Annotated in this window: 25 protein-coding genes and 2 pseudogenes; 9 read left to right on the top strand and 18 right to left on the bottom strand. The window is 60.4% G+C overall.

What is annotated here, in order from left to right; all coding sequences use genetic code 11:
* Positions 1-14: 14 nt before the first annotated feature.
* Both ISN39_RS09480 and ISN39_RS09475 read right to left on the bottom strand, forming a co-directional pair.
* On the bottom strand, positions 15-236 hold the full coding sequence (locus ISN39_RS09480) for a DUF4287 domain-containing protein (protein WP_092587333.1): 222 nt from the start codon (positions 234-236) through the stop codon (positions 15-17).
* Positions 233-718: a VOC family protein gene (locus ISN39_RS09475; RefSeq protein WP_194729874.1), complete on the bottom strand. Its 486-nt coding sequence runs from the start codon at positions 716-718 to the stop codon at positions 233-235. Before ISN39_RS09475 ends, ISN39_RS09480 begins: the two co-directional genes overlap by 4 nt.
* A 391-nt stretch (positions 719-1,109) precedes the next feature.
* On the opposite strand from ISN39_RS09475, the gene ISN39_RS09470 reads away from it, so the two are divergent.
* The gene (locus ISN39_RS09470) at positions 1,110-1,763 is read left to right on the top strand and encodes an alpha/beta fold hydrolase (protein WP_194729873.1); all 654 of its coding nucleotides are present in this window, start codon (positions 1,110-1,112) and stop codon (positions 1,761-1,763) included.
* 161 nt (positions 1,764-1,924) lie between these two features.
* On the opposite strand, the pseudogene ISN39_RS36205 reads toward ISN39_RS09470, so the two are convergent.
* The 3 genes and pseudogenes from ISN39_RS36205 to ISN39_RS09455 all read right to left on the bottom strand — a co-directional run.
* Positions 1,925-2,077: pseudogene (locus ISN39_RS36205) on the bottom strand (transposase); the annotation flags it as partial.
* 204 nt (positions 2,078-2,281) lie between these two features.
* On the bottom strand, positions 2,282-2,869 hold the full coding sequence (locus tag ISN39_RS09460; RefSeq protein ID WP_194729872.1) for a hypothetical protein: 588 nt from the start codon (positions 2,867-2,869) through the stop codon (positions 2,282-2,284).
* A gap of 4 nt (positions 2,870-2,873) precedes the next feature.
* Positions 2,874-3,260: an acyl-CoA thioesterase gene (locus ISN39_RS09455; RefSeq protein ID WP_074068537.1), complete on the bottom strand. Its 387-nt coding sequence runs from the start codon at positions 3,258-3,260 to the stop codon at positions 2,874-2,876.
* 293 nt (positions 3,261-3,553) lie between these two features.
* Between ISN39_RS09455 and ISN39_RS09450 the strand changes: the two genes are divergently transcribed.
* A complete protein-coding gene (locus tag ISN39_RS09450) occupies positions 3,554-5,368 on the top strand; it encodes a methyl-accepting chemotaxis protein (RefSeq protein WP_074070295.1) in 1,815 nt (604 codons plus the stop codon).
* A 111-nt stretch (positions 5,369-5,479) separates the two neighbouring features.
* A complete protein-coding gene (locus ISN39_RS09445) occupies positions 5,480-6,769 on the top strand; it encodes an extensin family protein (RefSeq protein ID WP_194729871.1) in 1,290 nt (429 codons plus the stop codon).
* Between the two features lie 169 nt (positions 6,770-6,938).
* Here the strand turns inward: ISN39_RS09445 and ISN39_RS09440 are convergent, their stop codons facing one another.
* Complete coding sequence (locus ISN39_RS09440; protein WP_074068533.1) at positions 6,939-7,382, bottom strand: SRPBCC family protein; 444 nt, start codon at positions 7,380-7,382, stop codon at positions 6,939-6,941.
* A 293-nt stretch (positions 7,383-7,675) separates the two neighbouring features.
* Here ISN39_RS09440 and ISN39_RS09435 point away from each other — a divergent pair, with 293 nt between their 5' ends.
* The 4 genes from ISN39_RS09435 to ISN39_RS09420 all read left to right on the top strand — a co-directional run bounded on the left by ISN39_RS09435 (position 7,676) and on the right by ISN39_RS09420 (position 10,975).
* Positions 7,676-8,026, top strand: a complete 351-nt coding sequence (locus ISN39_RS09435; RefSeq protein ID WP_074068530.1) for a VOC family protein — start codon at positions 7,676-7,678, stop codon at positions 8,024-8,026.
* Between the two features lie 338 nt (positions 8,027-8,364).
* Positions 8,365-9,186: a sulfite exporter TauE/SafE family protein gene (locus ISN39_RS09430; RefSeq protein WP_194729870.1), complete on the top strand. Its 822-nt coding sequence runs from the start codon at positions 8,365-8,367 to the stop codon at positions 9,184-9,186.
* A 104-nt stretch (positions 9,187-9,290) separates the two neighbouring features.
* Entirely contained in the window at positions 9,291-10,217 is a 927-nt protein-coding gene (locus tag ISN39_RS09425; protein ID WP_074068527.1) for an ABC transporter ATP-binding protein, read from the top strand.
* Positions 10,214-10,975, top strand: coding sequence for an ABC transporter permease (locus ISN39_RS09420; RefSeq protein ID WP_074061487.1), 762 nt, complete (start codon positions 10,214-10,216; stop codon positions 10,973-10,975). Before ISN39_RS09425 ends, ISN39_RS09420 begins: the two co-directional genes overlap by 4 nt.
* A 1-nt stretch (position 10,976) precedes the next feature.
* Here the strand turns inward: ISN39_RS09420 and ISN39_RS09415 are convergent.
* The 10 genes and pseudogenes from ISN39_RS09415 to ISN39_RS09370 all read right to left on the bottom strand — a co-directional run bounded on the left by ISN39_RS09415 (position 10,977) and on the right by ISN39_RS09370 (position 15,645).
* Positions 10,977-11,427: pseudogene (locus tag ISN39_RS09415) on the bottom strand (hypothetical protein).
* A 36-nt stretch (positions 11,428-11,463) separates the two neighbouring features.
* The gene (locus ISN39_RS09410; protein WP_052451528.1) at positions 11,464-11,673 is read right to left on the bottom strand and encodes a hypothetical protein; all 210 of its coding nucleotides are present in this window, start codon (positions 11,671-11,673) and stop codon (positions 11,464-11,466) included.
* Positions 11,674-11,771: 98 nt separating this feature from the next.
* Entirely contained in the window at positions 11,772-12,221 is a 450-nt protein-coding gene (locus ISN39_RS09405; protein WP_194729869.1) for a DUF1801 domain-containing protein, read from the bottom strand.
* 9 nt (positions 12,222-12,230) lie between these two features.
* Positions 12,231-12,698: a DUF1801 domain-containing protein gene (locus ISN39_RS09400; protein ID WP_194729868.1), complete on the bottom strand. Its 468-nt coding sequence runs from the start codon at positions 12,696-12,698 to the stop codon at positions 12,231-12,233.
* A 5-nt stretch (positions 12,699-12,703) separates the two neighbouring features.
* Entirely contained in the window at positions 12,704-12,931 is a 228-nt protein-coding gene (locus tag ISN39_RS09395) for a hypothetical protein (protein ID WP_194729867.1), read from the bottom strand.
* A 44-nt stretch (positions 12,932-12,975) separates the two neighbouring features.
* Positions 12,976-13,407 (bottom strand): SRPBCC domain-containing protein, encoded by a 432-nt coding sequence (locus tag ISN39_RS09390; RefSeq protein ID WP_194729866.1) that lies wholly within the window; start codon positions 13,405-13,407, stop codon positions 12,976-12,978.
* On the bottom strand, positions 13,404-13,727 hold the full coding sequence (locus ISN39_RS09385) for a metalloregulator ArsR/SmtB family transcription factor (protein WP_074068517.1): 324 nt from the start codon (positions 13,725-13,727) through the stop codon (positions 13,404-13,406). The genes ISN39_RS09390 and ISN39_RS09385 overlap by 4 nt, the downstream gene beginning before the upstream one ends.
* Positions 13,728-13,936: 209 nt before the next feature.
* Positions 13,937-14,638, bottom strand: a complete 702-nt coding sequence (locus tag ISN39_RS09380) for a TIGR02281 family clan AA aspartic protease (protein WP_194729865.1) — start codon at positions 14,636-14,638, stop codon at positions 13,937-13,939.
* Positions 14,635-14,844: a DUF1289 domain-containing protein gene (locus ISN39_RS09375; protein ID WP_074068513.1), complete on the bottom strand. Its 210-nt coding sequence runs from the start codon at positions 14,842-14,844 to the stop codon at positions 14,635-14,637. Before ISN39_RS09375 ends, ISN39_RS09380 begins: the two co-directional genes overlap by 4 nt.
* Positions 14,845-14,862: 18 nt before the next feature.
* Entirely contained in the window at positions 14,863-15,645 is a 783-nt protein-coding gene (locus tag ISN39_RS09370; protein WP_194729864.1) for an adenosylcobinamide-GDP ribazoletransferase, read from the bottom strand.
* Between the two features lie 156 nt (positions 15,646-15,801).
* On the opposite strand from ISN39_RS09370, the gene cobT reads away from it, so the two are divergent.
* Both cobT and ISN39_RS09360 read left to right on the top strand, forming a co-directional pair.
* Complete coding sequence (gene cobT / locus ISN39_RS09365; protein WP_194729863.1) at positions 15,802-16,818, top strand: nicotinate-nucleotide--dimethylbenzimidazole phosphoribosyltransferase; 1,017 nt, start codon at positions 15,802-15,804, stop codon at positions 16,816-16,818.
* 122 nt (positions 16,819-16,940) lie between these two features.
* Entirely contained in the window at positions 16,941-17,333 is a 393-nt protein-coding gene (locus ISN39_RS09360) for a diacylglycerol kinase (RefSeq protein ID WP_246763313.1), read from the top strand.
* 11 nt (positions 17,334-17,344) lie between these two features.
* Here ISN39_RS09360 and ISN39_RS09355 read toward each other — a convergent pair whose 3' ends face one another.
* Both ISN39_RS09355 and ISN39_RS09350 read right to left on the bottom strand, forming a co-directional pair.
* Positions 17,345-17,821: a GNAT family N-acetyltransferase gene (locus ISN39_RS09355; RefSeq protein WP_194729861.1), complete on the bottom strand. Its 477-nt coding sequence runs from the start codon at positions 17,819-17,821 to the stop codon at positions 17,345-17,347.
* A gap of 42 nt (positions 17,822-17,863) precedes the next feature.
* Positions 17,864-19,399, bottom strand: a complete 1,536-nt coding sequence (locus ISN39_RS09350; protein ID WP_074070294.1) for an MFS domain-containing histidine kinase — start codon at positions 19,397-19,399, stop codon at positions 17,864-17,866.
* Positions 19,400-19,470: the final 71 nt, after the last annotated feature.

The following is a 19,470-nucleotide window of genomic DNA, read 5'->3' as shown; positions in this document are numbered from 1 at the left end:
GCACCACACTCCGTTTAAGAGGCTGGCTGCTTGTCTTCCGCGAGAGTGTGCGCCACGACCGCATTTGCATGACCGTGGCCCATTCCGTGTTCGCTCTTCAGCATACCGACAAGTTCCATGTGCTTCGCAGGATAGTGCTTTCGCACGAGCTCTTGCCAGTCATCGATAGGACGGCCGTATTTCTTCTCGATTGATGGAAAATAGGAAGCAGGTCCTTTGATCTTCTCGGTGGTCATAGCGCGTCATTCCCTTTTCGTGCCGCATCGATCACAGCTACGTCGATTTTCCTCATCGTCATCATCGCGTCGAATGCGCGCTTTGCTTGTTCGCCACCTGCTGCAAGCGCGTCCATTAGAATGCGAGGTGTGATCTGCCAGGATATTCCCCACTTATCCTTGCACCAGCCGCATTCGCTTTCCTGACCGCCATTGCCGACGATGGCGTTCCAATAGCGATCTGTTTCTTCCTGATCCTCGGTGCTGATCTGGAATGAGAAGGCTTCGCTGTGCTTGAATGTGGGGCCGCCGTTCAATCCGATGCACGCGACACCCGCCACCGTGAACTCGACGACCAACACGTCTGCCTCTTCTCCGTCGGGGTATTTGCCGGGCGCGCGGATGATGGCTCCGATCTTGCTGTCTGGGAAGGTGTCGGCATAGAAGCAAGCGGCTTCCTCAGCGTCCTTGTTGTACCATAGACAAATGGTGTTCTTAGACATCGCGTCGTTCTCCTGGTCGTTGTCCTTCAGATCGAGAGCCCGACCTGATGATACGATGACGCACCAGCCGCCCCCGATCCGACATCATGATCAAAATCGCTGCTCTTTTTTAACCTCTCGTCTTGCGCAGGCCAAACGCCTCGGGCCGACAGGCAGCCTCGGCCGCCTTGCGCGCCAAGAGCGGCCATTGCGACCGTTGCAGAATTCCCTATCTGCGATGTCGTAAAAGTCAGGAAAACAAGTGTCGTTTTAATCGGGGACTTCTGCGAAAGGTCAATAACCGCTTTCGGCGCCTTTATGGACACTCAGCACAGTCAGCCGGCACAGTGGTCTTAATTTCGGCGAAAGAGGTGTCGAAGCTCCGTAGGCGTCAAAATCAGGGATGAACAATATGGCCACCTTTATCCTTATACCCGGAGGCTGGCAGGGCGGTTGGGTCTACCAAAAGGTGGCAGATATACTTACTGCGCACGGGCACAAAGCCTTACCGATCACTCTTTCGGGGCTCGGCGATGCTCCCGCCCCAACGGCCAATCTTGAAGATCACATAGATGAGGTCGTTAGTGCTGTGAAGTCGCATCGCGACGACCTGGTGATTGTTGGACAATCCTACGGCGGGATGGTCGTGAGCGGCGCAGCTGATGCTGCGGCATCGCAAATCCGGGCGTTGGTCTATATAGACGCCTATGTGCCTGATTCCGGTGACTCTGTCTGGTCCCTGACGACGCCTCGTTTTCGAGATGTCTTCGTCGCGGGCGCGAAGGCTGACGGACTAACTTGCGCGCCGCCTCCCAATCTTGACCCGCGATGCCGACCGCATCCGATTGGGACGTTTCTCCAATCAATCAATCTCAGCGGACGTTGGCGTGAAGTGCCGCGCAAGACCTTCATCGGCGCATTTGGATGGGAAGGAAGTCCGTTCCTTGACCTTTATCAACGCTTAAACGGCGAGCCGGAGTGGTCGACCTTTGCCCTCGATTGCGGGCACAATGTAGCACGGCTGGAGCCCGAGGCTCTGACCGAGATATTGCTAGCTCAGGTTTGACAAACCAACGACTGCAATCCACCCCAATACGACATGCCGTGCAGCGAAATTCCTAATTTTCGCGCCAAAAACCGACGGTGCTGAATTTTTAGGAAATCTCTGTCGCAAAATTCCCTCGTTGGCGGCAGCGCAGAGCGTCGCAGCATTCGAGGACGGCCGGGATTGTCCTTCTCACCTGACTGGAAACGCCGCGGTGGGAGCCCGAAGCGGGCTCCCACGGTCCGCGAGCTTTTGAAGCGGCCCGGATCGTCGTCGACTGCAGCCTTGAAGCTCAATGCCGTCGCGTATCCGACACCTGGAACACTCATAAACCGCGTGGTGACGGAGTCTTGGTGAGCTACCCTTCGGACACGTCGATCGACTTCAAGAAAGGAAGCTGCCGCTGGTGGCACTTCTACCGAACTGCGCAGGTGGCTGGATTCCTGCGACCGGCACAGCAATGAGGATGGATGGAACCAATTGCCGCCATAAAAGATGAAGTCTCCCGCTTACGGGTGAGACGGAGACCTAAGCATACCTCACCCAAGCACATCATAGAGCCGGAAGATCCAGCTGATCTGATAGAGCAGGCCGAGGCTGACGAAGGCGATGTGGAAGCGGCGGTTCCGCGTCCAAGCCGCGACGACGCAGAGGACGATATAGGCGAGGTTGCGGATGAGATATTCACGGCCGAGCGCATGGACATAGGCCTGGCCCTTGAGCCAGGTATCGCCGAGGTCCACGGCATAGGTCAGCGCCAGCATGCCGAAGAACCATGTGCGCCGGGAGATGAAATAGTCCTCGTAGTCGCCATACTCCTCGATCGAGGTCGGGAAGAGCAGGACGCTAAGGAAATAAAACAGGCAGCAGAAGCTGATGAGGAAGAGGTAAACGCCGAAGGTGATGACGACCAGCGAGCCGAGGCGATACTCCCACCACCAGAAATGGATGATGAAGAGGAACATCGACGCGACCCAACCGAGATGGACGTGGTAGACGCGGTGTTTCTTAGGCGACTGGACGATGCCGGCGAGACCCGTGAGCAGGCGGGTGAGGCTGAGGCCGATGACCATCGCCATTATGGCGCGGATATAAACGAAGACCTCCGGTGTCGCCGCCGCCTGCACGATGTCACTCCTCGGGGACCGGCTTCGGCGCGCCGTTTTCGTCGAGCGCCACCATGATGAAGGTGCCGGCCGTGACCTTTTCCATCTTGTTGTAGCGCGAACGGTGCGCCCAGGCCTCGACGCAGAGGGTGATCGAGGTGCGGCCGACGCGGTCGATGTCGGTAAAGACCGAAAGTGTGTCGCCGATCTTCACCGGCAACTGGAAAGCCATTTCCTTGACCGCGGCGGTGACCACGCGGCCCCTGGCGCGTTCGGCGGCGCGGATGCCGCTCGCCAGGTCCATCTGCGCCATGACCCATCCGCCGAAGATATCGCCTGCGGGGTTGGCGTCGCCAGGCATGGCAAGCGTGCGGAGCGTCAATTCGCCTTTCGGCTTCGGGGTTTCGGTCATGGTCCTACTTCGTGATGTTTGCGGTTTCGATTCCGCCCGCACGGTAATGCAAAGCGCAAGCGAAATGAACACGCAAACGGCCGGCGTTTGTGCGCTAGGCGTCGCCGGTACTGAAATAAATCTCTTTAATATAAAATTCTAAGATAATTCAGATTGTTGCAACGGGAGCCGGACCGCCGGCATCCACCTTCCGTCACGTTATGTCGCCTCACTCTAATATTAGTTCACCGTCCAGTAATGGATCCCCCTCATCATTCAAAGATCGATTCTGCATGGGAATGCCGGGGGAATTCATGCGTAACATCAAGATATCAACGCGTCTCTATTGTCTCGTCGGCCTGACGCTGGCGATCTTTGTGGCGACGATGGTTTTCTTTCTGAACTATTCTTATTCCGAACTGGAAATGGAAAGAAAATCCGGTCTTGCGCAGATGGATGCGACGGCGGTCAACATCCTGCAGAAATACTACAAGATGGAACAGGCCGGCACGCTGACGCGCGATGAGGCGCAAACGGCGGCGAAAGACGTGATCGCTGCCATGCGCTACGGCGGCAGCGGCTACTTCTGGATCAACGACATGCACCCGGTCATGGTGATGCATCCGATCAAGCCGGAGCTGAACGGCACCGACCTTTCGCAGAACAAGGACCCGGCCGGCAAATTCCTATTCATGGAATTCGTCAATGTCGTGAAGGCCCGTGGCGAGGGTTTTGTCGACTACTATTGGCCGAAGCCAGGTGCTGAACAGCCCGTCCTGAAATACTCGCACGTCGCTGGCTTCGAGCCCTGGGGCTGGATCGTCGGCACCGGCGTCTATTCCGACGACCTTGCAGCCCTCTACTGGCAGAATGCGATCTGGACGGCGATCCTTTGCGCGATCGGAGCTGCGATCATCGTTTCCGTCGCCTATGCGATCGTCAAGAGCGTTACCGCACCCGTCGCACGGATCGGCGCGGCGATGCATGAGATCGCAGGCGAGAACGGGGCGGTCGAAGTCTCCGACAGCGATCGGCGGGACGAGATCGGCCACATGGCAAAGGCCCTGCTGGTATTGCGCGACTCGATGCTCGACCGCACCAAAATGCGTGCCCGTGAAGACGAGCGCCAGCGCGAGATCGACGGCGAACGCCGCGGCAATGAAGAGAGCCTGCGCGCCGCAGCCGAGCGCCAGAACCACGCGATGCAGACGCTGGGGGCCGGCCTCGAGAAGCTTGCAGCAGGCGATCTCACGGTTTCGATCGGCGATCTCGGCGAGGACTATTCAAAGCTGCGCACCGACTTCAATGCCGCCGTCGGCGCGCTCAACGACGTCATCCAGGCGATCGCCGAATCGAGCAATGTCGTGAACGACAACGCATCGGGTATCAGCGAGGCTACCAACAATCTGTCGAAGCGCACCGAGCAGCAGGCTGCTGCTCTCGAAGAGACGGCAGCCGCACTCGATGAGATTACCGCAACGGTGCGGACCGCGTCCGAACGGGCGACCGAAGCCCGCGAGATGGTCGCCGAGACCAAGGCGAGTGCTGGAAAATCCGGCGAAATCGTGCGGAATGCCGTTAGCGCGATGAGCCGGATTGAGGACTCCTCCAGCCGGATCGGCCAGATCATCGGCGTGATTGACGAGATCGCGTTCCAGACCAACCTTTTGGCGCTGAATGCCGGTGTCGAGGCCGCACGCGCAGGCGAGGCCGGCCGGGGCTTTGCGGTCGTGGCGCAAGAGGTTCGTGAACTCGCGCAACGTTCGGCAAACGCCGCCAAGGAGATCAAGACGCTGATCAGCAACTCGGCGGCGGAAGTCGAATCCGGCGTGGCGCTGGTTCGCTCGACGGGCGATGCTCTGGTCGAGATCGAGACGCTGGTGAACAAGGTCAACGACCATGTGAATACAATTGCCACCGCGGCGCGCGAGCAGGCAACGGGCCTCCACGAGATCAACACCTCGGTCAACCACATGGATCAGATGACCCAGCAGAACGCTGCCATGGTGGAGGAGACGACGGCGGCGAGCCAGACGCTTGCCGAAGAGAGCAGCCAGCTTCGTACGCTGCTTGCCAAGTTCCGCCTCGGCTCGCGCACGTCGCAGCATTACGCACGGCACGCAGCTTGATCAGCAGTGGAGCCGGGCTCGCCCGGCTCCACTCCCAAGGGTAAGCTTTCATTCATCGTTTTTAGCTAAATTCGAGTCAAATTCTTCAATGCAAGCAGGGCTGCGGGAGCGATGGAGAGTATTGTGTCTACCTCCCTTTTGCGGCGCGTCGCGCTGCCGGTCCTGATATCCACCACCCTCGCGACCTGTTCCATCAGCGACGGCATGATACCGCCGGCAAGCATCGACCGGGGCACCAAGGTGAGTTCGATCTCGCCTATGCCGGGGCAAGGCGCGAAGCGCATGGCGCCCGCCGATGCCCAGCCCTCCTATCCCGTTTCCAACGCACCGGTTTCAAACACGGAAGGCTCGATCGATTATCTCGACACGCCGAACCTTGCAGGCGCCGGGCATTCTGCGCGCGCGGGCAGCCAGCCGATGCCGAAGAAGCTGCCGATGATCGACAGCGATGAGGGACTGGCGCAAGGGCAGGGGCAGCCGCGGAACTGGGGCGGCACCCAGCAGCTTGCAGTGCCTTCCGGTGGCGTCAACATGGATGCGGAGCTTGGCGCGGAACCCGTCGTCGGGCTGGCGCAGGAACAGCAGATGCAGATCGCCGAAGGAAATTCGGCTGAACCTGTGGTCGACGGGATCGGCACCGACAATCCGACGCAATTGAACCGGACGGCAATGCCGCGGCCCGCCGCACAAACCGAGATGAGCCGTGCCCCCGTGTGGAACGACGGCAGTTCGGTGATCGAGCCGTCGCGCGTTCCCGAAGAGGACGAGAGCCAGGAAGTGGCGATGCTCAGGCCGAACGACCCGATGATGAGCCGGCCCGTCGCCCCGGACCCGAACGTGATGCCGGCCTCCGAGCTTGCCTGCCGCCGTGAGCTGAAGCGCATGGGCGTGATCTTCACCGATAAGCCGGCGATCAACGACGGCCCGTCCTGCCAGGTGCCTTATCCGGTCTCGCTGCAGGGGCTTTCCGGCAATATCGGCGTGAGGCCTGCGGTGACGCTGAACTGCCAGGTGACGCTTGCCTTCGCCAAATGGGTGAAGAACGAACTCGCGCCATCGGCCCGCTTTCGCTACTGGTCTGGCGTCAAGACGATCCAGCCGCTCGGCGGCTATTCCTGCCGGCGCATGAACAACAGCCGCCAGAGATACAATCCGATGTCCGAACACGCACGCGGCAACGCGATCGACGTCGGCAAGTTCGTGCTGAAGAACGGCCACCAGATCGACGTGCGCAGGAAGGGCCTCTTCTCGTTCCGCGAGGGCAGGCTACTCAAGGCCGTGCGCTCCGACAGCTGCCGGTATTTCAACACCGTGCTCGGTCCCGGCAGCAACCCGGAGCACTGGAACCATTTTCACTTCGATCTCAGATCCCGCAAAGGCGGCAGGGTTTATTGCAATTAAACCTGGTGGGCGACCGATGCGGGGCAGGTGGGTAGCGGATGGCAGCTTGGCGCCAAGAGCCAGGCGGAGCGCTCGCATTGGCAATGCCGACTTAAAGCGTATTCTCAGACCGGATCGCGAAGATCGTCAACGCGATCCGATCCCGACAACCTTTGCTCGATCCTGAGTGCTACTCATTGATCTCCGGCTCGACGAGCCGTGCCAGGTTTCGCAGCGACTCCTGCCAACCGAGGTAACACGCCTCTGGTGGAATAACGTCGGGCACGCCTGCCTGCGTTATCTCCAGCTCGGTCCCGACCGAAACTTTCTTCAAGGTCACAGCGACTTCCATTTCGCCAGGCAGGTTGGGGTCGTCGAATTTGTCCGTGTAGCGCAGGCGTTCGCCTGGGGCGAGCTCGACATATTCGCCACCAAATGCGTGGCTTTTGCCCGTTGTAAAGTTCCGGAAGGACATTTTGAACTTTCCGCCGACTGTCGGTTCAAAGTGATGCACAGTGCAGGTAAAGCCGTTAGGGGGGAGCCACTTGGCGAGCGCATCCGCTTCGAGAAACGCGCGATAGACCTTCTCCGGGCTGGTTGCCAGGACGCGATGCAAGCGTATGGTGTTCGGCATGGTCGTGATCCTTTTGAATTGATGGAATTAACGATCCTAAGGACGTACGAGGCTTTGCCAATCCGACACCGGATCGATCTGTTGTTGAGGTAAAATTACTGAGGCCCCACGCTGTACGATTTTAACCGAGATCAGCCATCGTCGGAAAAACAAACCCTTCCGCTTTGCGCCAAAACGCAGACGTTGCCCACTAGAGGCAGCTTAGCTGACCGGCTGCCGCATAGGCGACCAAATTACATCCCACCATTGCGACCGTAAGTATTGTCCCATGGCACGCTACCAGGGAGGACGACATGACCGTCAAACGCATTGTCGCGAACATTGCGGTTTCCGATATAGAAGCCGCCAAGGCTTTCTATCAAGGCATCCTCGGCATGGATGTCGTCATGGATCATGGATGGATCGTAACTTATGCGGCGGATGCGAGCGCGGGGCCGCAGGTCAGCTTTGCGACCGAAGGTGGCTCCGGAACGGCTGTGCCCGACCTCTCTATCGAAGTCGACAATCTCGATGAGGTCTATCAGCGGGTCATCCGCGAAGGTATCGTGGTGGAATATGGTCCGGCGAGCGAGCCTTGGGGGGTGCGGCGGTTTTACGTGCGCGACCCTTTCGGCCGCCTGGTGAATATCCTGAGGCATGCGTAATTTCACTGCGGTATGGCAGGAATCGGATGCTTTTAGACGAAAAAAGAAAGCCGGCCCAGGAGCCGGCTCAAGCTGGGCCGGCCGGGCAGGGGAACGCGAGGCCGGATTCTTAGGATTTCGTGACTGGCAATGACTGCTTACTATACGCGAGGCAGCGAAAATCGGACGTAACGAGCGCCCTGGAAACGGTTCCGCAAAGGAATGGGCGGCGGCGCGGAAGCCGTTGCTTGCCTCGACACTTCTTATCTGCGAAGAAGATCACCGCTTGATGACAAATAAAACCTGCGGCTGATTTTCTTTTCCGTGATCCGGCCTGCTTGGAAGGTGGGGAGATCGCGATGCCGGCTGTTTCGGAGCTTGCCCTTTTTGCACTGATGCTGGCGGCTGCGGGCGCGGTTGCGGGCCTGCTTGCCGGTCTCTTCGGCATCGGCGGCGGCGCGATCCTCGTTCCAGTCTTTTATCAGGTGTTCGGCTGGCTCGATGTGCCGGAGGCGGTGCGCATGCACCTGTCGGTCGGCACCTCGCTTGCGATCATCGTTCCGACGTCGCTCAGGTCCTATATGGCGCATCGCAGTCACGGGGCGGTCGACCAGAAGCTCCTGAGCGGTTGGATCATCGCCGTGCCGCTCGGCGCGATTATCGCGGCGGTGATTGCCTCTGAAGCGTCGAGCGTGACCTTGCGATTGATCTTTGCAGCCGTCGCGCTGCTCGTCGCCTTCCGCATGATTTTCAACCGCGCGAGCTGGCGGCTCGGCAGCGACTTGCCGGGTAATCCATTCAAGTTCCTGGTCGGGACGGGCATCGGTATTCTTTCCGGCCTGATGGGGATCGGCGGCGGCGTTCTCAACAATACCTTCATGACGCTCTATTCGCGGCCGATGCACCAGGCGGTGGCGACGTCTGCAGGCGTTGGCGTGCTGATCTCGCTGCCCGGATTGTTCGGCTATGTCTGGGCCGGTTGGGGTGTATCGGGCCTGCCACCGTTTTCGACCGGCTTCATCAACTGGATCGCCGTGGTGTTCATTATTCCGCTGACGATGTATATCGCGCCGATCGGCGCGCGGCTCGCCCACCGGATGAGCAAGCGTCAATTGGAGATCGGCTTCGGCATCTTCCTGATCGTCACTGCGGCGCGGTTCCTCATCAGCATCTACGCATAAAGATGCTTTCGCTGAATAGTCTGTTCAGCGCCGGCAGGATGTCAAAGTGTAACAAAGGGGCTATATAGCGGACGAAAAACGAGGAAATACTCAAGAAATCCGCAATGGCACCCATCATTTCCATCCGAAACCTCACAAAAAGCTACGCCAACGGGTTCGAGGCGCTGAAAGGCATCGATCTCGATGTCGAGAAGGGCGAGATCCTGGCCCTGCTCGGGCCGAACGGCGCGGGTAAGACGACGATGATTTCGATCGTCTGCGGCATCGTCAATCCGAGCAGCGGCCAAGTGCTGGTCGCCGGGCACGATGTCGTCAAGGATTTCCGGGCGACGCGGACGATGATCGGGCTGGTGCCGCAGGAACTGACGACGGATCAGTTCGAGACCGTCTGGAATACGGTGAGCTTTTCCCGCGGGCTGCACGGCAAGAAGCCGAACCCGGCGCATATCGAGAAGGTGCTGCGCGACCTTTCGCTGTGGAACAAGAAGGACAATATGCTGCGGGAGCTTTCCGGCGGCATGAAGCGGCGCGTGCTGATCGCCAAGGCACTCAGCCACGAGCCGGAGATCCTCTTCCTCGACGAGCCGACGGCGGGCGTCGACGTGACGCTGCGCAAGGATATGTGGCGGGTCGTGGAAAGGCTGCGCGAGTCCGGCGTCACCATCATCCTGACGACGCATTACATCGAAGAGGCCGAAGAGATCGCCGACCGCGTCGGCGTGATCAACGGCGGCAAGCTGCTGCTGGTCGAAGACAAGACCGCGCTGATGACCAAGCTCGGCCGCAAGCAGCTGATCCTCGAGCTTGCCGAACCGCTGGACGAGCTGCCCGAATGTTTCTCCGGAAACGGCCTGTCGCTGGAACCCGACGGAAACCGGTTGATCTACGATTTCGATGCGCATAGCGAGCAGGAGAGCATCGCCGCGCTGCTCACCCGGCTTGCGGCGCAGAACATCCACTTCAAGGATCTTTCGACGCGGCAGAGTTCGCTCGAGGATATCTTCGTGGCGCTCGTGGGAGGCACGAAATGAACTTCGAAGCCATCAAGTCGATCTATTTCTTCGAAATGGCGCGCACGCGCCGCACGCTGCTGCAGAGCGTCTTCTCGCCGGTGATTTCCACCTCGCTCTATTTCATCGTCTTCGGCGCGGCGATCGGCTCGCGCATCCAAGAGGTGGAAGGCGTTTCCTACGGCGCCTTCATCACGCCGGGGCTCATCATGCTGACGCTGCTCGGGCAATGCATCGGCAACGGTTCCTTCGGCATCTATTTTCCGAAATTCACCGGCACGATCTACGAGGTGCTGTCAGCGCCGGTTGCGATGACGGAGATCCTGCTCGGCTATGTGGGAGCTGCGGCCACCAAGGGGCTGCTGATCGGGCTCATTATCCTTCTGACGGCCAATGCCTTCGTGGAGGTCAGGATCGAGCATCCCTTCATGATGATCCTGTTCTTCCTGCTGACGGCGGTCACTTTCAGCCTGTTCGGCTTCATGATCGGCATATGGGCAGGCAACTTCGAGCAGTTGAACCTGATCCCGATGCTCGTGGTGCCGCCGCTGACCTTCCTTGGCGGCAGCTTCTATTCGATCAACATGCTGCCGCCCTTCTGGCAGGCCGTCAGCCACTTCAATCCGGTGCTCTATCTGGTGAGCGGTTTCCGTTGGAGCTTCTACGGCATCGCCGACGTCAATCCGTTGCTCAGCCTTGGGATGATCACCATGTTCCTGGCGATCTGCCTTGCGACACTTGGCTGGATTTTCAAGACGGGATATCGGCTGCGGAACTGAGTCAGGCCTGCGCCGGGCGGATGTTGTCGACGGCGATGTCGCCTTCGATAACGCCGCGCTCTAAGCGCCTGCCGTGCTCGATCTCGACGACGGTATAGAGCTTGTCGTTGCGGAAGGCGCTGGCGTTCATCGTGGTAACGTCTTCGGCGGCGCTGAATCGACCTCCATGAGAATCGAGTTCGCAGCTTGCGGCGACGATGCTGGCATCGCCTGCCGTGCGGGCTTCGACCACGATCTCGCCCTGTGCGGGTGAATTTTGCCAGTTTAGATCGTTGGCGGCGGCGACCGGGACCAGGCGATAGACATTGAGCGCTCCGCCATCGCCCGCTGCTGCGGAAGCTTCCTTCGCAGCATCATCGATCTGCGCTTGGCTTTCGACCGATTTACCGAAGCGTGTGCGGCTGATGCCAGTTAAACGCGTCCGTGCTGCCGGTCTTGGCGCTGTTCGACATGATCGGCCGCCTTTGCAAGACTGTGCCGGCCGGCGATCAGATCCTGTTGATTGTCGGCAGGAAGGATACGACCTGCCTGCGGTTGGCGGCATCCAGGGTGTCTATACGGTCTTTCCAGAATTGTGCGGCCTCGGGCGTATCTTTTTCCCAGCAGCGTGTGGATACGATGTTATCGTCGATCACCGCCCGGCGATGGCCGCCCAGGCGTATATATTCGTCCGCGAGTTGCTTCGAGGGATTATCCATGGCCAGCGCCTCCTTTCAATCCTTTCAACCCAGATGCGGGACGCAAGGTTCCATGGGTTGAAGAATATAGAGCCGGGCGCGACGCTATGCGCCGCTCCTCAAGCGCTCTTGGGTGCCTTCTGCGAGGTGTTCAGTGCCACAGCGGCGCGAATGAGCGCCTCCAACGCTTTTTCATCGATCTCGTCGCCCTCATGGAAATCGATGGCGCGCCTCGTGTTGCCTTCGAGGCTGGAGTTGAAGAGGCCTGAGGGATCCTCCAAGGAGGCTCCCTTGGCGAAGGTCAACTTCACGGCATTCTTATAGGTCTCGCCGGTGCAGATGATGCCGGCGTGCTCCCACACGGGAACCCCTAACATGTTCGAGGGCTTTCTCCACTTTACCTCCTCGACCACTTCGGGGTCGGCCTTCTTGATGAGGCTTCGCAGCCGGGCGAGCGTCTCGCCCCGCCAATCGCCCAGCGCCGCTACTTTCGCATCGATCAGTTGAGACGGAGAGGCTTCTGCTTCCTTCACGGCGTTCGTCTTCATGGTGGTTGTCGCTTTCATCATGGTGGTCGCTCACAGTCGTTCGCCGGGCAACTGGCTGGCTTGCTTCACCCAGTCGGCGAACTGAGCTTCGTCCAGTTCGTCCTCATGGATGTCGAGATAGCGCACGTCCTTGTGCTTGGATCGGCCGGGCGGAAGAGGGCGAAGCGATGTGCCGCGGAAGAACGTCACTTTCACGTATTTCGTGAAGCAATGAAAGCTGAGGAACCAGACATGGTCCTCGACACCATAGAAGGGCGAGTTCCATTTGACCGCCTTGTCCACGCCGGGGACGGTGCGCTCGATGAGCGCGTCGAGGCGGCGCCCGACGCCGCTCTTCCAGCCCGGCATGGCCGCGACGTAGGTCTGCACGGGGGCGTCGCCGTAACCCTTGGCGATCTGAGGGTTGCCGCCTGAGAGGAGGACTGGTTCTGTGGAGGCCGGTTTGGCTGTGGCCTCGTTTGCGGCCTTCGCTGACTTCCTGGGCGTCTTGCGGTCCATTGTGTTCATGCCTCCCCGCTGACGCTTCGCGCGCTGCGCCACTTCGTGGCGTAAGGCAGCACGAACATGTAGAGACCGCTAAACAGGAGCAAGAATAGCGGCAGCAGTGGCGAGTAGACGACCCAGCCGGGAGGTTCTCCCAATCCCATCGCGACGAAGTTGGCGATCACGGTCGCCGTAAAGGCGATAGACAGCCAGCGGTGGAACTGCCGAATCCAATAATTCCAGTTCAATGGGACCTCCTCTGAGTATCAGCCGAAGCGCAACACGGAAAACATCAGTCTGCCCGCGTCAAGACCTGCTCCAGGTTTGCAAAGAACTGCTGCCACCCTGCCTTTGCGCCTCCGTAAGCCTGCTTCTGATCCGGCTGGAAGCCCGACTGCTCCATGCGCAGGTGGGTCCCCGTGCTCGTTGGGGTGAGCGTAAAGGTCACGACGCTCTGCAGATTAAAGGCTGCATCATTGTGCGCAAAATTCCAAGTGTAGGATAGTGTTCTGTTCGGCTCGACGGCGAGGACTTCGCAGTCCAGCACGCCGCCCCAGTCTCCGCGAAGATTGAAACGGTGGCCTACGTCAGGCTTGAAGTCGTTCTTCATGAGCCACTCCTCGATCAGGTGTGGTTGCGTGAGCGCGCGCCAGATCTTTTCCGGCGGAAAAGGAATCTCCCGTTCGACAATGACGGAAAGCGATTCGGTCGCGGCTTTGTTCATTGGTCCATCCTTTTGAGCAGATCTTCGAGGTCGTTGAACCGGCTCTGCCAGAAGCCCGCCATCTGGCTTGTCCAGTCGATCAGCGGGGCCAGGGCGCCGAGTTGCGCGCTATAGTGCGTATGGCGGCCTTCGTGTCGGTCGCGCACCAACCCGGCCTGCTTCAGGACCCCCAGATGCTTTGAGACGACCGGCTGTGAGACCCCGGCCCGGGCCGTCAAGGCCCCGACCGTCTTTTCTCCCTCGCGGCACAGCCGCTCGAAGAGAGCTCGCCGGGTCGGATCGGCGAGCGTTCTGAAGAGCATATCGGGATCGTTCGACATTTGGGATCCATACCCCGTTGACTATTGATTTACGTATAGCCGTAGAGGTATGAGTGAGTCAAGCTGAAACGCGGACCGGATGTGCCGATCGCCGAATAGGCATCCACGATTTTACCATACCCCGTTGGCTATGCGTGGTGCATTGTCGTCACCGAAGATACGTGGCCGTGGCAATGAGGCGAAGCGCGCCCTGTTGCTGCTATTGCAGCCTAGTCGCGCATCCTGAGCTCGTCCGTCTGCATCTGCAGGGAACCCAGCGTTTGGAGGAAGCTCATGCCGAGCAGGCTCTGGTCGAGCGCGCCGTCTTCGGCGACGCTGGCGGCGACGTCGGTGCGCACGATGGGGCCGATGGCGATGCGGTCGAGCGTCACGGGCGCGGCGCGGGCGCGGCCGTTCGCCGTCATGACGGTCATCGAATAAGTGAGGTTTTCAGGGATGATACCGATCCGCTCGGCATCCGCATGCGACAGGGCCACCATGCTGGCGCCGGTATCGACGAGCATCTGGATCGTCTGGCCGTTGACGGAGACGTCGGCCTCGAAATGGCCGTTCAGCAGTTTGTGCAGGATGATCTCGCTGCTGCCCTCGCTGGTGGTGACGACGACGGCACGGCCAGGCACGAGGCCGGCAAGCAGGCGGTTGCCGACGCCGAACAGGTCCTGGCGGTAGAGATAGACGGTTGCGAGGGCCAGGATGATGACCAGCCAGATCATCAGGTTGCGCATGGTTTCGCCGGCGCTGCGGCGGCTTGCCCAAATGCCGGCAGACAGCATCAGCACGATCGGCAGGAGATAGACCATGCGCCCGAAATCGTCGATGTTCATGCCGAGCACGCGGTCGCTGTCGTGGTTGTAGACGAGCACCGCAAGGCCGATCGCGAGGATCAGAAGGAAGAGCCCGAGCCGGTTCATGAACGGTGCTCCGGCATTGCGGCCGCCTCGCGGACCAGGGCCGCCGGTTCGGCAAAGAGGCGCGCGGCAAGGACAGTCATGATGCGTTGCCTTTCCTCATCCGAATAGGACATCCAGTTGCCGATCTCCTGAAGCGTGCGGCCGCAACCCGTGCAAAAGCCGGTTGCGGGATCGATCGAGCATACGTGGATGCAGGGCGTTTGCATGAGCGGAATATCGTGATTTCACAAGGCCGTGGCAAGGGCGCAGAAAGCTGCGATTTCGGAAATCTGCTGGGCGGCGCCGAGCGTATCCCCCGTATGGCCCGCAAGCTTGCGGCGGATATAGAGCGTGAAGGCGATGACCGCGATGCCGGTTGCAAGCAGGCTGCAGACAAGCGCCAGCAGGCCGAGCGCCGGCCAGACGAGAAGGGCCGAAAAGAGGCAGGCCGACACGACCGCGACATGCATTGCGCTTTCGCCGGGCTGGCCCGAGGAGGCGGCGATGCCGTCCGTTTTTGCGGGCGGCAGACGGTGCCAGTGCCAGACGAGGGCGGCACGGCTGAGGCAGGCGGCCGCGGGAATAGCGAAGGCGGCGGCAAGGGGGGCGACCTCGCGGGCGATGGCGGCAAGGGCTGCGGCGCGAAGTGCTAGCGAGAAGACGAGGGCAATCGCGCCGTAGCTGCCGATGCGGCTGTCCTTCATGATCGCCAGCGCGTGGTCGCGGTCGCGTCCGCCGCCGATGCCGTCGGCAGTGTCGGAGAGCCCGTCCTCGTGCAGCGCGCCGACGATGAGCGTCTGGGCGGCGAGTGCGACGAACGCCGCCATCAGACGGTCGGCGCGCAGGCCAAGGAGAATGAGAAAGACGAGGGCTGGAAGAAGGCCGATCAGAATACCGGCGAGCGGGAAGGCGCGTACCGTGCGACTGAGCTTGCCGTCGTCTGCGCAAAAGACCCATTGCGGCACGGGAAGCCGGCTCAGGAAAGCGACGGCGCGGGCGGTGTCGAGCGCATAGGCCTTGATGTTCATGTCCCCAACTTCATGCATGAAAGGTGCGACGCTTTTCGAGTTGTGACGCCTGGCCGCTGCCTTTAATAGAGTCGCGACGAAAGAAGCCGATTTGTCTGCAAAAGACAAGTTGGCCCCGGATCTCCGGACAGAAGCAAATACAAGGAAGCCGCATTCATGAGCGTTTCAGGCCTGCCGTTCGACGATTTCCGTGCGCTGCTGCGCGATCTGCCGGGACCGGATACCCCGGCGCTGGTGGCAGCGCGCGAGCGCGACGCGCAGCTGACGAAGCCGCCGGGCGCGCTCGGGCGGCTCGAGGAGATCGCGTTCTGGCTGGCGGCCTGGACGGGCAGGGCGCCGGCCGTCAACCGGCCGCTGGTTGCGATCTTCGCCGGCAATCACGGCGTGGCGAAACAGGGCATCACGCCCTTTCCGCCGGCGGTGACGCAGCAGATGGTGGAGAATTTCGCTGCCGGTGGTGCGGCGATCAACCAGATCTGCGTCGCCTACGATCTCGGGCTGAAGGTCTTCGATCTGGCGCTCGACTATCCGACCGGCGACATCACCGAAGAGGCAGCACTTTCCGAGCGCGACTGCGCGGCGACCATGGCCTTCGGCATGGAGGCGATTGCGGGTGGCACGGACCTGCTCTGCATCGGCGAGATGGGGATCGGCAACACGACGATCGCTGCGGCGATCAATTACGCGCTTTACGGCGGCTCGGCGCGCGACTGGGTCGGCCCGGGAACCGGTTCCGAGGGCGAGATGCTGGAGCGCAAGGTGGCAGCCGTCGAGCGCGCTGTCGAGCTGCATCGCGACCATCTGAACGATCCGCTGGAAATCATGCGCCGCCTCGGCGGCCGCGAGATTGCGGCAATGGCCGGCGCCATTCTTGCTGCGCGCGTCGAAAAGATACCGGTGCTGATCGACGGCTATGTGGCGACGGCGGCAGGCGCCATCCTGCAGGCGGCCAATCCGTCGGCGCTCGATCACTGCCTGATCGGCCATGTCTCAGGCGAACCGGGGCATCTCAGGGCGATCGAGATGCTCGGCAAAACGCCGCTTCTTTCGCTCGGCATGCGGCTTGGCGAGGGGACGGGTGCGGCCCTTGCCGCCGGCATCGTGAAGGCCGCCGCGGCCTGCCATTCCGGAATGGCGACATTCTCGCAGGCGGGCGTTACCAACAGACACTGAGCGCTGCGGCTTTGTGTCAGATGGATGACGGGTGCTTGCGGCGGAAGCCTGGAACCGGTATTCGCATTTTGACCGATAGACGGCGGCTGCGGCCGCCGCCGACTGCAAGACGAGGGCGCGCTTTGACCAAACCTGCCATAGGCAAACTGACGGGTGTGAGCCATTTCTTCGCTGCCGCCGTCTATTCCTGGGCGGGCTTCCAGCGCCTGATCAAGGAATCGGCTTTCCGGCAGGAGCTGCTTTTTGCCGCGGTTTCGCTGATCCTGCTTGCCGCCGTCGGTGCATCGCGGTGGGAAATGATGATTGCCGTCGTGCTGTTTCTGGTGCTCTTCGCCGTCGAGGCGCTGAATACGGCAATCGAGGAGGTGATCGACCGCATCTCGCCGGAAATCTCGATGGTCGGCAAACATGCGAAGGATCTTGGCTCCTTTGCCGTCCTCTGCGCGATTGCCGCGTGCGGGCTCTATCTTCTCGTCACGATCGGCACGCGCCTCATCGCGATCGTCTTCGCCTGAGGCGGATGGCGTCAGGCATCAGGATTTTCTCCGATCGCTTTTTCGAAAAACAGGCTGATCGGTGACGGCCTGTAGGCGCCGAAGGGGCCGCGCTCCTTGTATCCGGCGCAACGATACAGGCTTTGTCCATCCGTATTCCTGATACCGACTTCCATCTTGATAAGACGAATTCCTTTGGACAAGGCCGCTGCTTCCACGGCTTGCAACAGTGCTCTTCCAACGCCCCTTTGTCTGACCCTCTGATCCACGATCATCCGCTTGAGCTCCGCCGTGCCATCATGATCGTCGACGAGCGCGCAGCACCCTGCTGCGGAAAGATCGCCAGTGCGTGCGACAAAGACTGAAATATGTGGTGCGGATAATGCCTCCGGATTGAGCGGCCTTCGATACTCGCCGGGATAGAGCGAAGCCGCAACTGCATCGGACAGTAAGAGAAGCGACGCCACGTCATCTTGCCGCGGGCTTTCCTCTCTGACGGTCAATATCATTTGCACTGATCTGTCACCCTGGTTTCGCGCAGATTGCCGAGATTAAGCGAAGCTCTTCCGCTTGCGGGAAACGGGCTGCGCTTCCTCGACGGCGGGCAGGCTCTGCAGCACGCGCCGGGCAGGCAGGATGGCGATCACTTCGGTGCCTTCGCGCAGCTTTGATTTCAGGACAAATTGGCCGTCATGCTTGGCAAGGATCGCCTGGACGATCGGCAGGCCGAGGCCGGTGCCCTGTTCGGCGCTTTTGATGGCGATCGAGCCCTGGCCGAAGGCGGAGAGCACGACGGGGATTTCGTCCTCGGGAATGCCAGGGCCGTTGTCCTTGATGGAGATGTACTGGCCGCCACCTGCCGTCCAGCCGACCTTGACATGGATTTCACCGCCTTGCGGCGTGAACTTCACTGCGTTTGAGAGCAGGTTCAGCACCACCTGGCGCAACGACTTCTCGTCGGCCCAGACTGACGGCAGCTCCGGTTCGAACTGTTGGGTGATGGAAATGTTCTTGCCCCTGGCACGCAGTTGCACCATGCCGATGCAATCTTCCGCGATATCAAGGAGCGAGATCGCTTCTTCGATGAGCTCGTATTTCCCGGCCTCGATGCGCGATAGGTCGAGGATCTCGTTGATGAGGTTCAGCAGATGCTGGCCGGAGCGGTGGATGTCGTTCGTATATTCCTTGTAGGTCGGATTGTTCAGCGGGCCCATGACCTCGGCCGACATCACCTCGGAGAAGCCGAGGATGGCGTTCAGCGGCGTGCGCAGCTCATGTGACATGGAGGCGAGGAAGCGCGACTTGGCAAGGTTGGCCTCTTCCGCGCGCCGGCGCGCTTCGTCGGACATGGATTTGGCGACTTCGAGCTCGGCGATCAAGTCGTCCTTTTCCGACTGGAAGGAGAGGATCTTGAGGTTCGACTGGAAGAGGCGGTCGCTGATGTAGTTGAAGAAAATGATGGTCGTCGTGAAAACGGCAGTGAGGCTGAGCTCAAGCAGGTCGCGCGAGATGCCGGCCTTTGCAGCGAGTGCCACGACGGAGGGTGCGAAGGCAACGAGCACGGCGGGCGTCAGCATGAAATTCGACATTGCCGTAACGGAAAGTGCGATGAGAAGCGTCGCGCCCTTAAAAAGGATGAAGCCGGAGGGATCGCAGGCGCTGCAGTCCTGAAGCGCAAAGACGGCCCAGCAGCTGCCGATCATCAGCTGGCCGAAAAGCAAGACGCGGCGCCATTTGCGCGCCGATTCCGGAGTTATCTCCTTTTTGCGGGCGCGGCGCACGAGATAGACGTTTGCCGCATAGGCAGTCAGCGTCAGTACGGCCCAGAGGAAGATTTGTGTGTTGCCGGTGAAATAGATGCCGAGGACCGCAATGATGATGACGAAGAGCGGCATGATCGACGCGCCCTGAATGAAGGCGCTCATATACATCCTGAGCGCGTCCCGATCGAAGGCGGCGGCGGAGGAATGGCCGGATTGCAGCCGCTCGCGCGTCTGCCGCACAGCCCTGGAGACAGGCTTGTTGCGGTGACTGCGGGATTTGTCGACGATAATCTTATCGGTCGATGTGCTAACGCCGGTACTCATGTGCACAATGATACTTGATCCGCGGATGGTTCCACCGTAACCCGCAATTCTTAAGAAGTTGTTTGCCATTT

This window comes from Rhizobium sp. 007 (genome assembly GCF_015353075.1).
GTDB lineage: Bacteria > Pseudomonadota > Alphaproteobacteria > Rhizobiales > Rhizobiaceae > Rhizobium.
The sequence above is the reverse complement of the archived record's forward strand: the minus strand, read 5'-3'. Positions and strand labels throughout refer to the sequence as shown.

Bases quoted from the DNA above. Each gene is read 5' to 3' on its own strand.
- ISN39_RS09390 (WP_194729866.1), bottom strand. From the start codon at position 13,407: ATGAACAAAGCCGCGACCGAATCGCTTTCCGTCATTGTCGAACGGGAG.
- ISN39_RS09370 (WP_194729864.1), bottom strand. From the start codon at position 15,645: ATGAACATCAAGGCCTATGCGCTCGACACCGCCCGCGCCGTCGCTTTC.
- ISN39_RS09385 (WP_074068517.1), bottom strand. From the start codon at position 13,727: ATGTCGAACGATCCCGATATGCTCTTCAGAACGCTCGCCGATCCGACC.
- ISN39_RS09455 (WP_074068537.1), bottom strand. From the start codon at position 3,260: ATGACCGAAACCCCGAAGCCGAAAGGCGAATTGACGCTCCGCACGCTT.
- ISN39_RS09450 (WP_074070295.1), top strand. From the start codon at position 3,554: ATGCGTAACATCAAGATATCAACGCGTCTCTATTGTCTCGTCGGCCTG.
- ISN39_RS09425 (WP_074068527.1), top strand. From the start codon at position 9,291: ATGGCACCCATCATTTCCATCCGAAACCTCACAAAAAGCTACGCCAAC.
- ISN39_RS09430 (WP_194729870.1), top strand. From the start codon at position 8,365: ATGCCGGCTGTTTCGGAGCTTGCCCTTTTTGCACTGATGCTGGCGGCT.
- ISN39_RS09480 (WP_092587333.1), bottom strand. From the start codon at position 236: ATGACCACCGAGAAGATCAAAGGACCTGCTTCCTATTTTCCATCAATC.
- ISN39_RS09440 (WP_074068533.1), bottom strand. From the start codon at position 7,382: ATGCCGAACACCATACGCTTGCATCGCGTCCTGGCAACCAGCCCGGAG.
- ISN39_RS09470 (WP_194729873.1), top strand. From the start codon at position 1,110: ATGGCCACCTTTATCCTTATACCCGGAGGCTGGCAGGGCGGTTGGGTC.
- ISN39_RS09445 (WP_194729871.1), top strand. From the start codon at position 5,480: ATGGAGAGTATTGTGTCTACCTCCCTTTTGCGGCGCGTCGCGCTGCCG.
- ISN39_RS09405 (WP_194729869.1), bottom strand. From the start codon at position 12,221: ATGATGAAAGCGACAACCACCATGAAGACGAACGCCGTGAAGGAAGCA.
- ISN39_RS09355 (WP_194729861.1), bottom strand. From the start codon at position 17,821: ATGATATTGACCGTCAGAGAGGAAAGCCCGCGGCAAGATGACGTGGCG.
- ISN39_RS09380 (WP_194729865.1), bottom strand. From the start codon at position 14,638: ATGAACCGGCTCGGGCTCTTCCTTCTGATCCTCGCGATCGGCCTTGCG.
- ISN39_RS09375 (WP_074068513.1), bottom strand. From the start codon at position 14,844: ATGCAAACGCCCTGCATCCACGTATGCTCGATCGATCCCGCAACCGGC.
- ISN39_RS09350 (WP_074070294.1), bottom strand. From the start codon at position 19,399: ATGAGTACCGGCGTTAGCACATCGACCGATAAGATTATCGTCGACAAA.
- ISN39_RS09435 (WP_074068530.1), top strand. From the start codon at position 7,676: ATGACCGTCAAACGCATTGTCGCGAACATTGCGGTTTCCGATATAGAA.
- ISN39_RS09475 (WP_194729874.1), bottom strand. From the start codon at position 718: ATGTCTAAGAACACCATTTGTCTATGGTACAACAAGGACGCTGAGGAA.
- ISN39_RS09420 (WP_074061487.1), top strand. From the start codon at position 10,214: ATGAACTTCGAAGCCATCAAGTCGATCTATTTCTTCGAAATGGCGCGC.
- cobT (WP_194729863.1), top strand. From the start codon at position 15,802: ATGAGCGTTTCAGGCCTGCCGTTCGACGATTTCCGTGCGCTGCTGCGC.
- ISN39_RS09410 (WP_052451528.1), bottom strand. From the start codon at position 11,673: ATGGATAATCCCTCGAAGCAACTCGCGGACGAATATATACGCCTGGGC.
- ISN39_RS09400 (WP_194729868.1), bottom strand. From the start codon at position 12,698: ATGGACCGCAAGACGCCCAGGAAGTCAGCGAAGGCCGCAAACGAGGCC.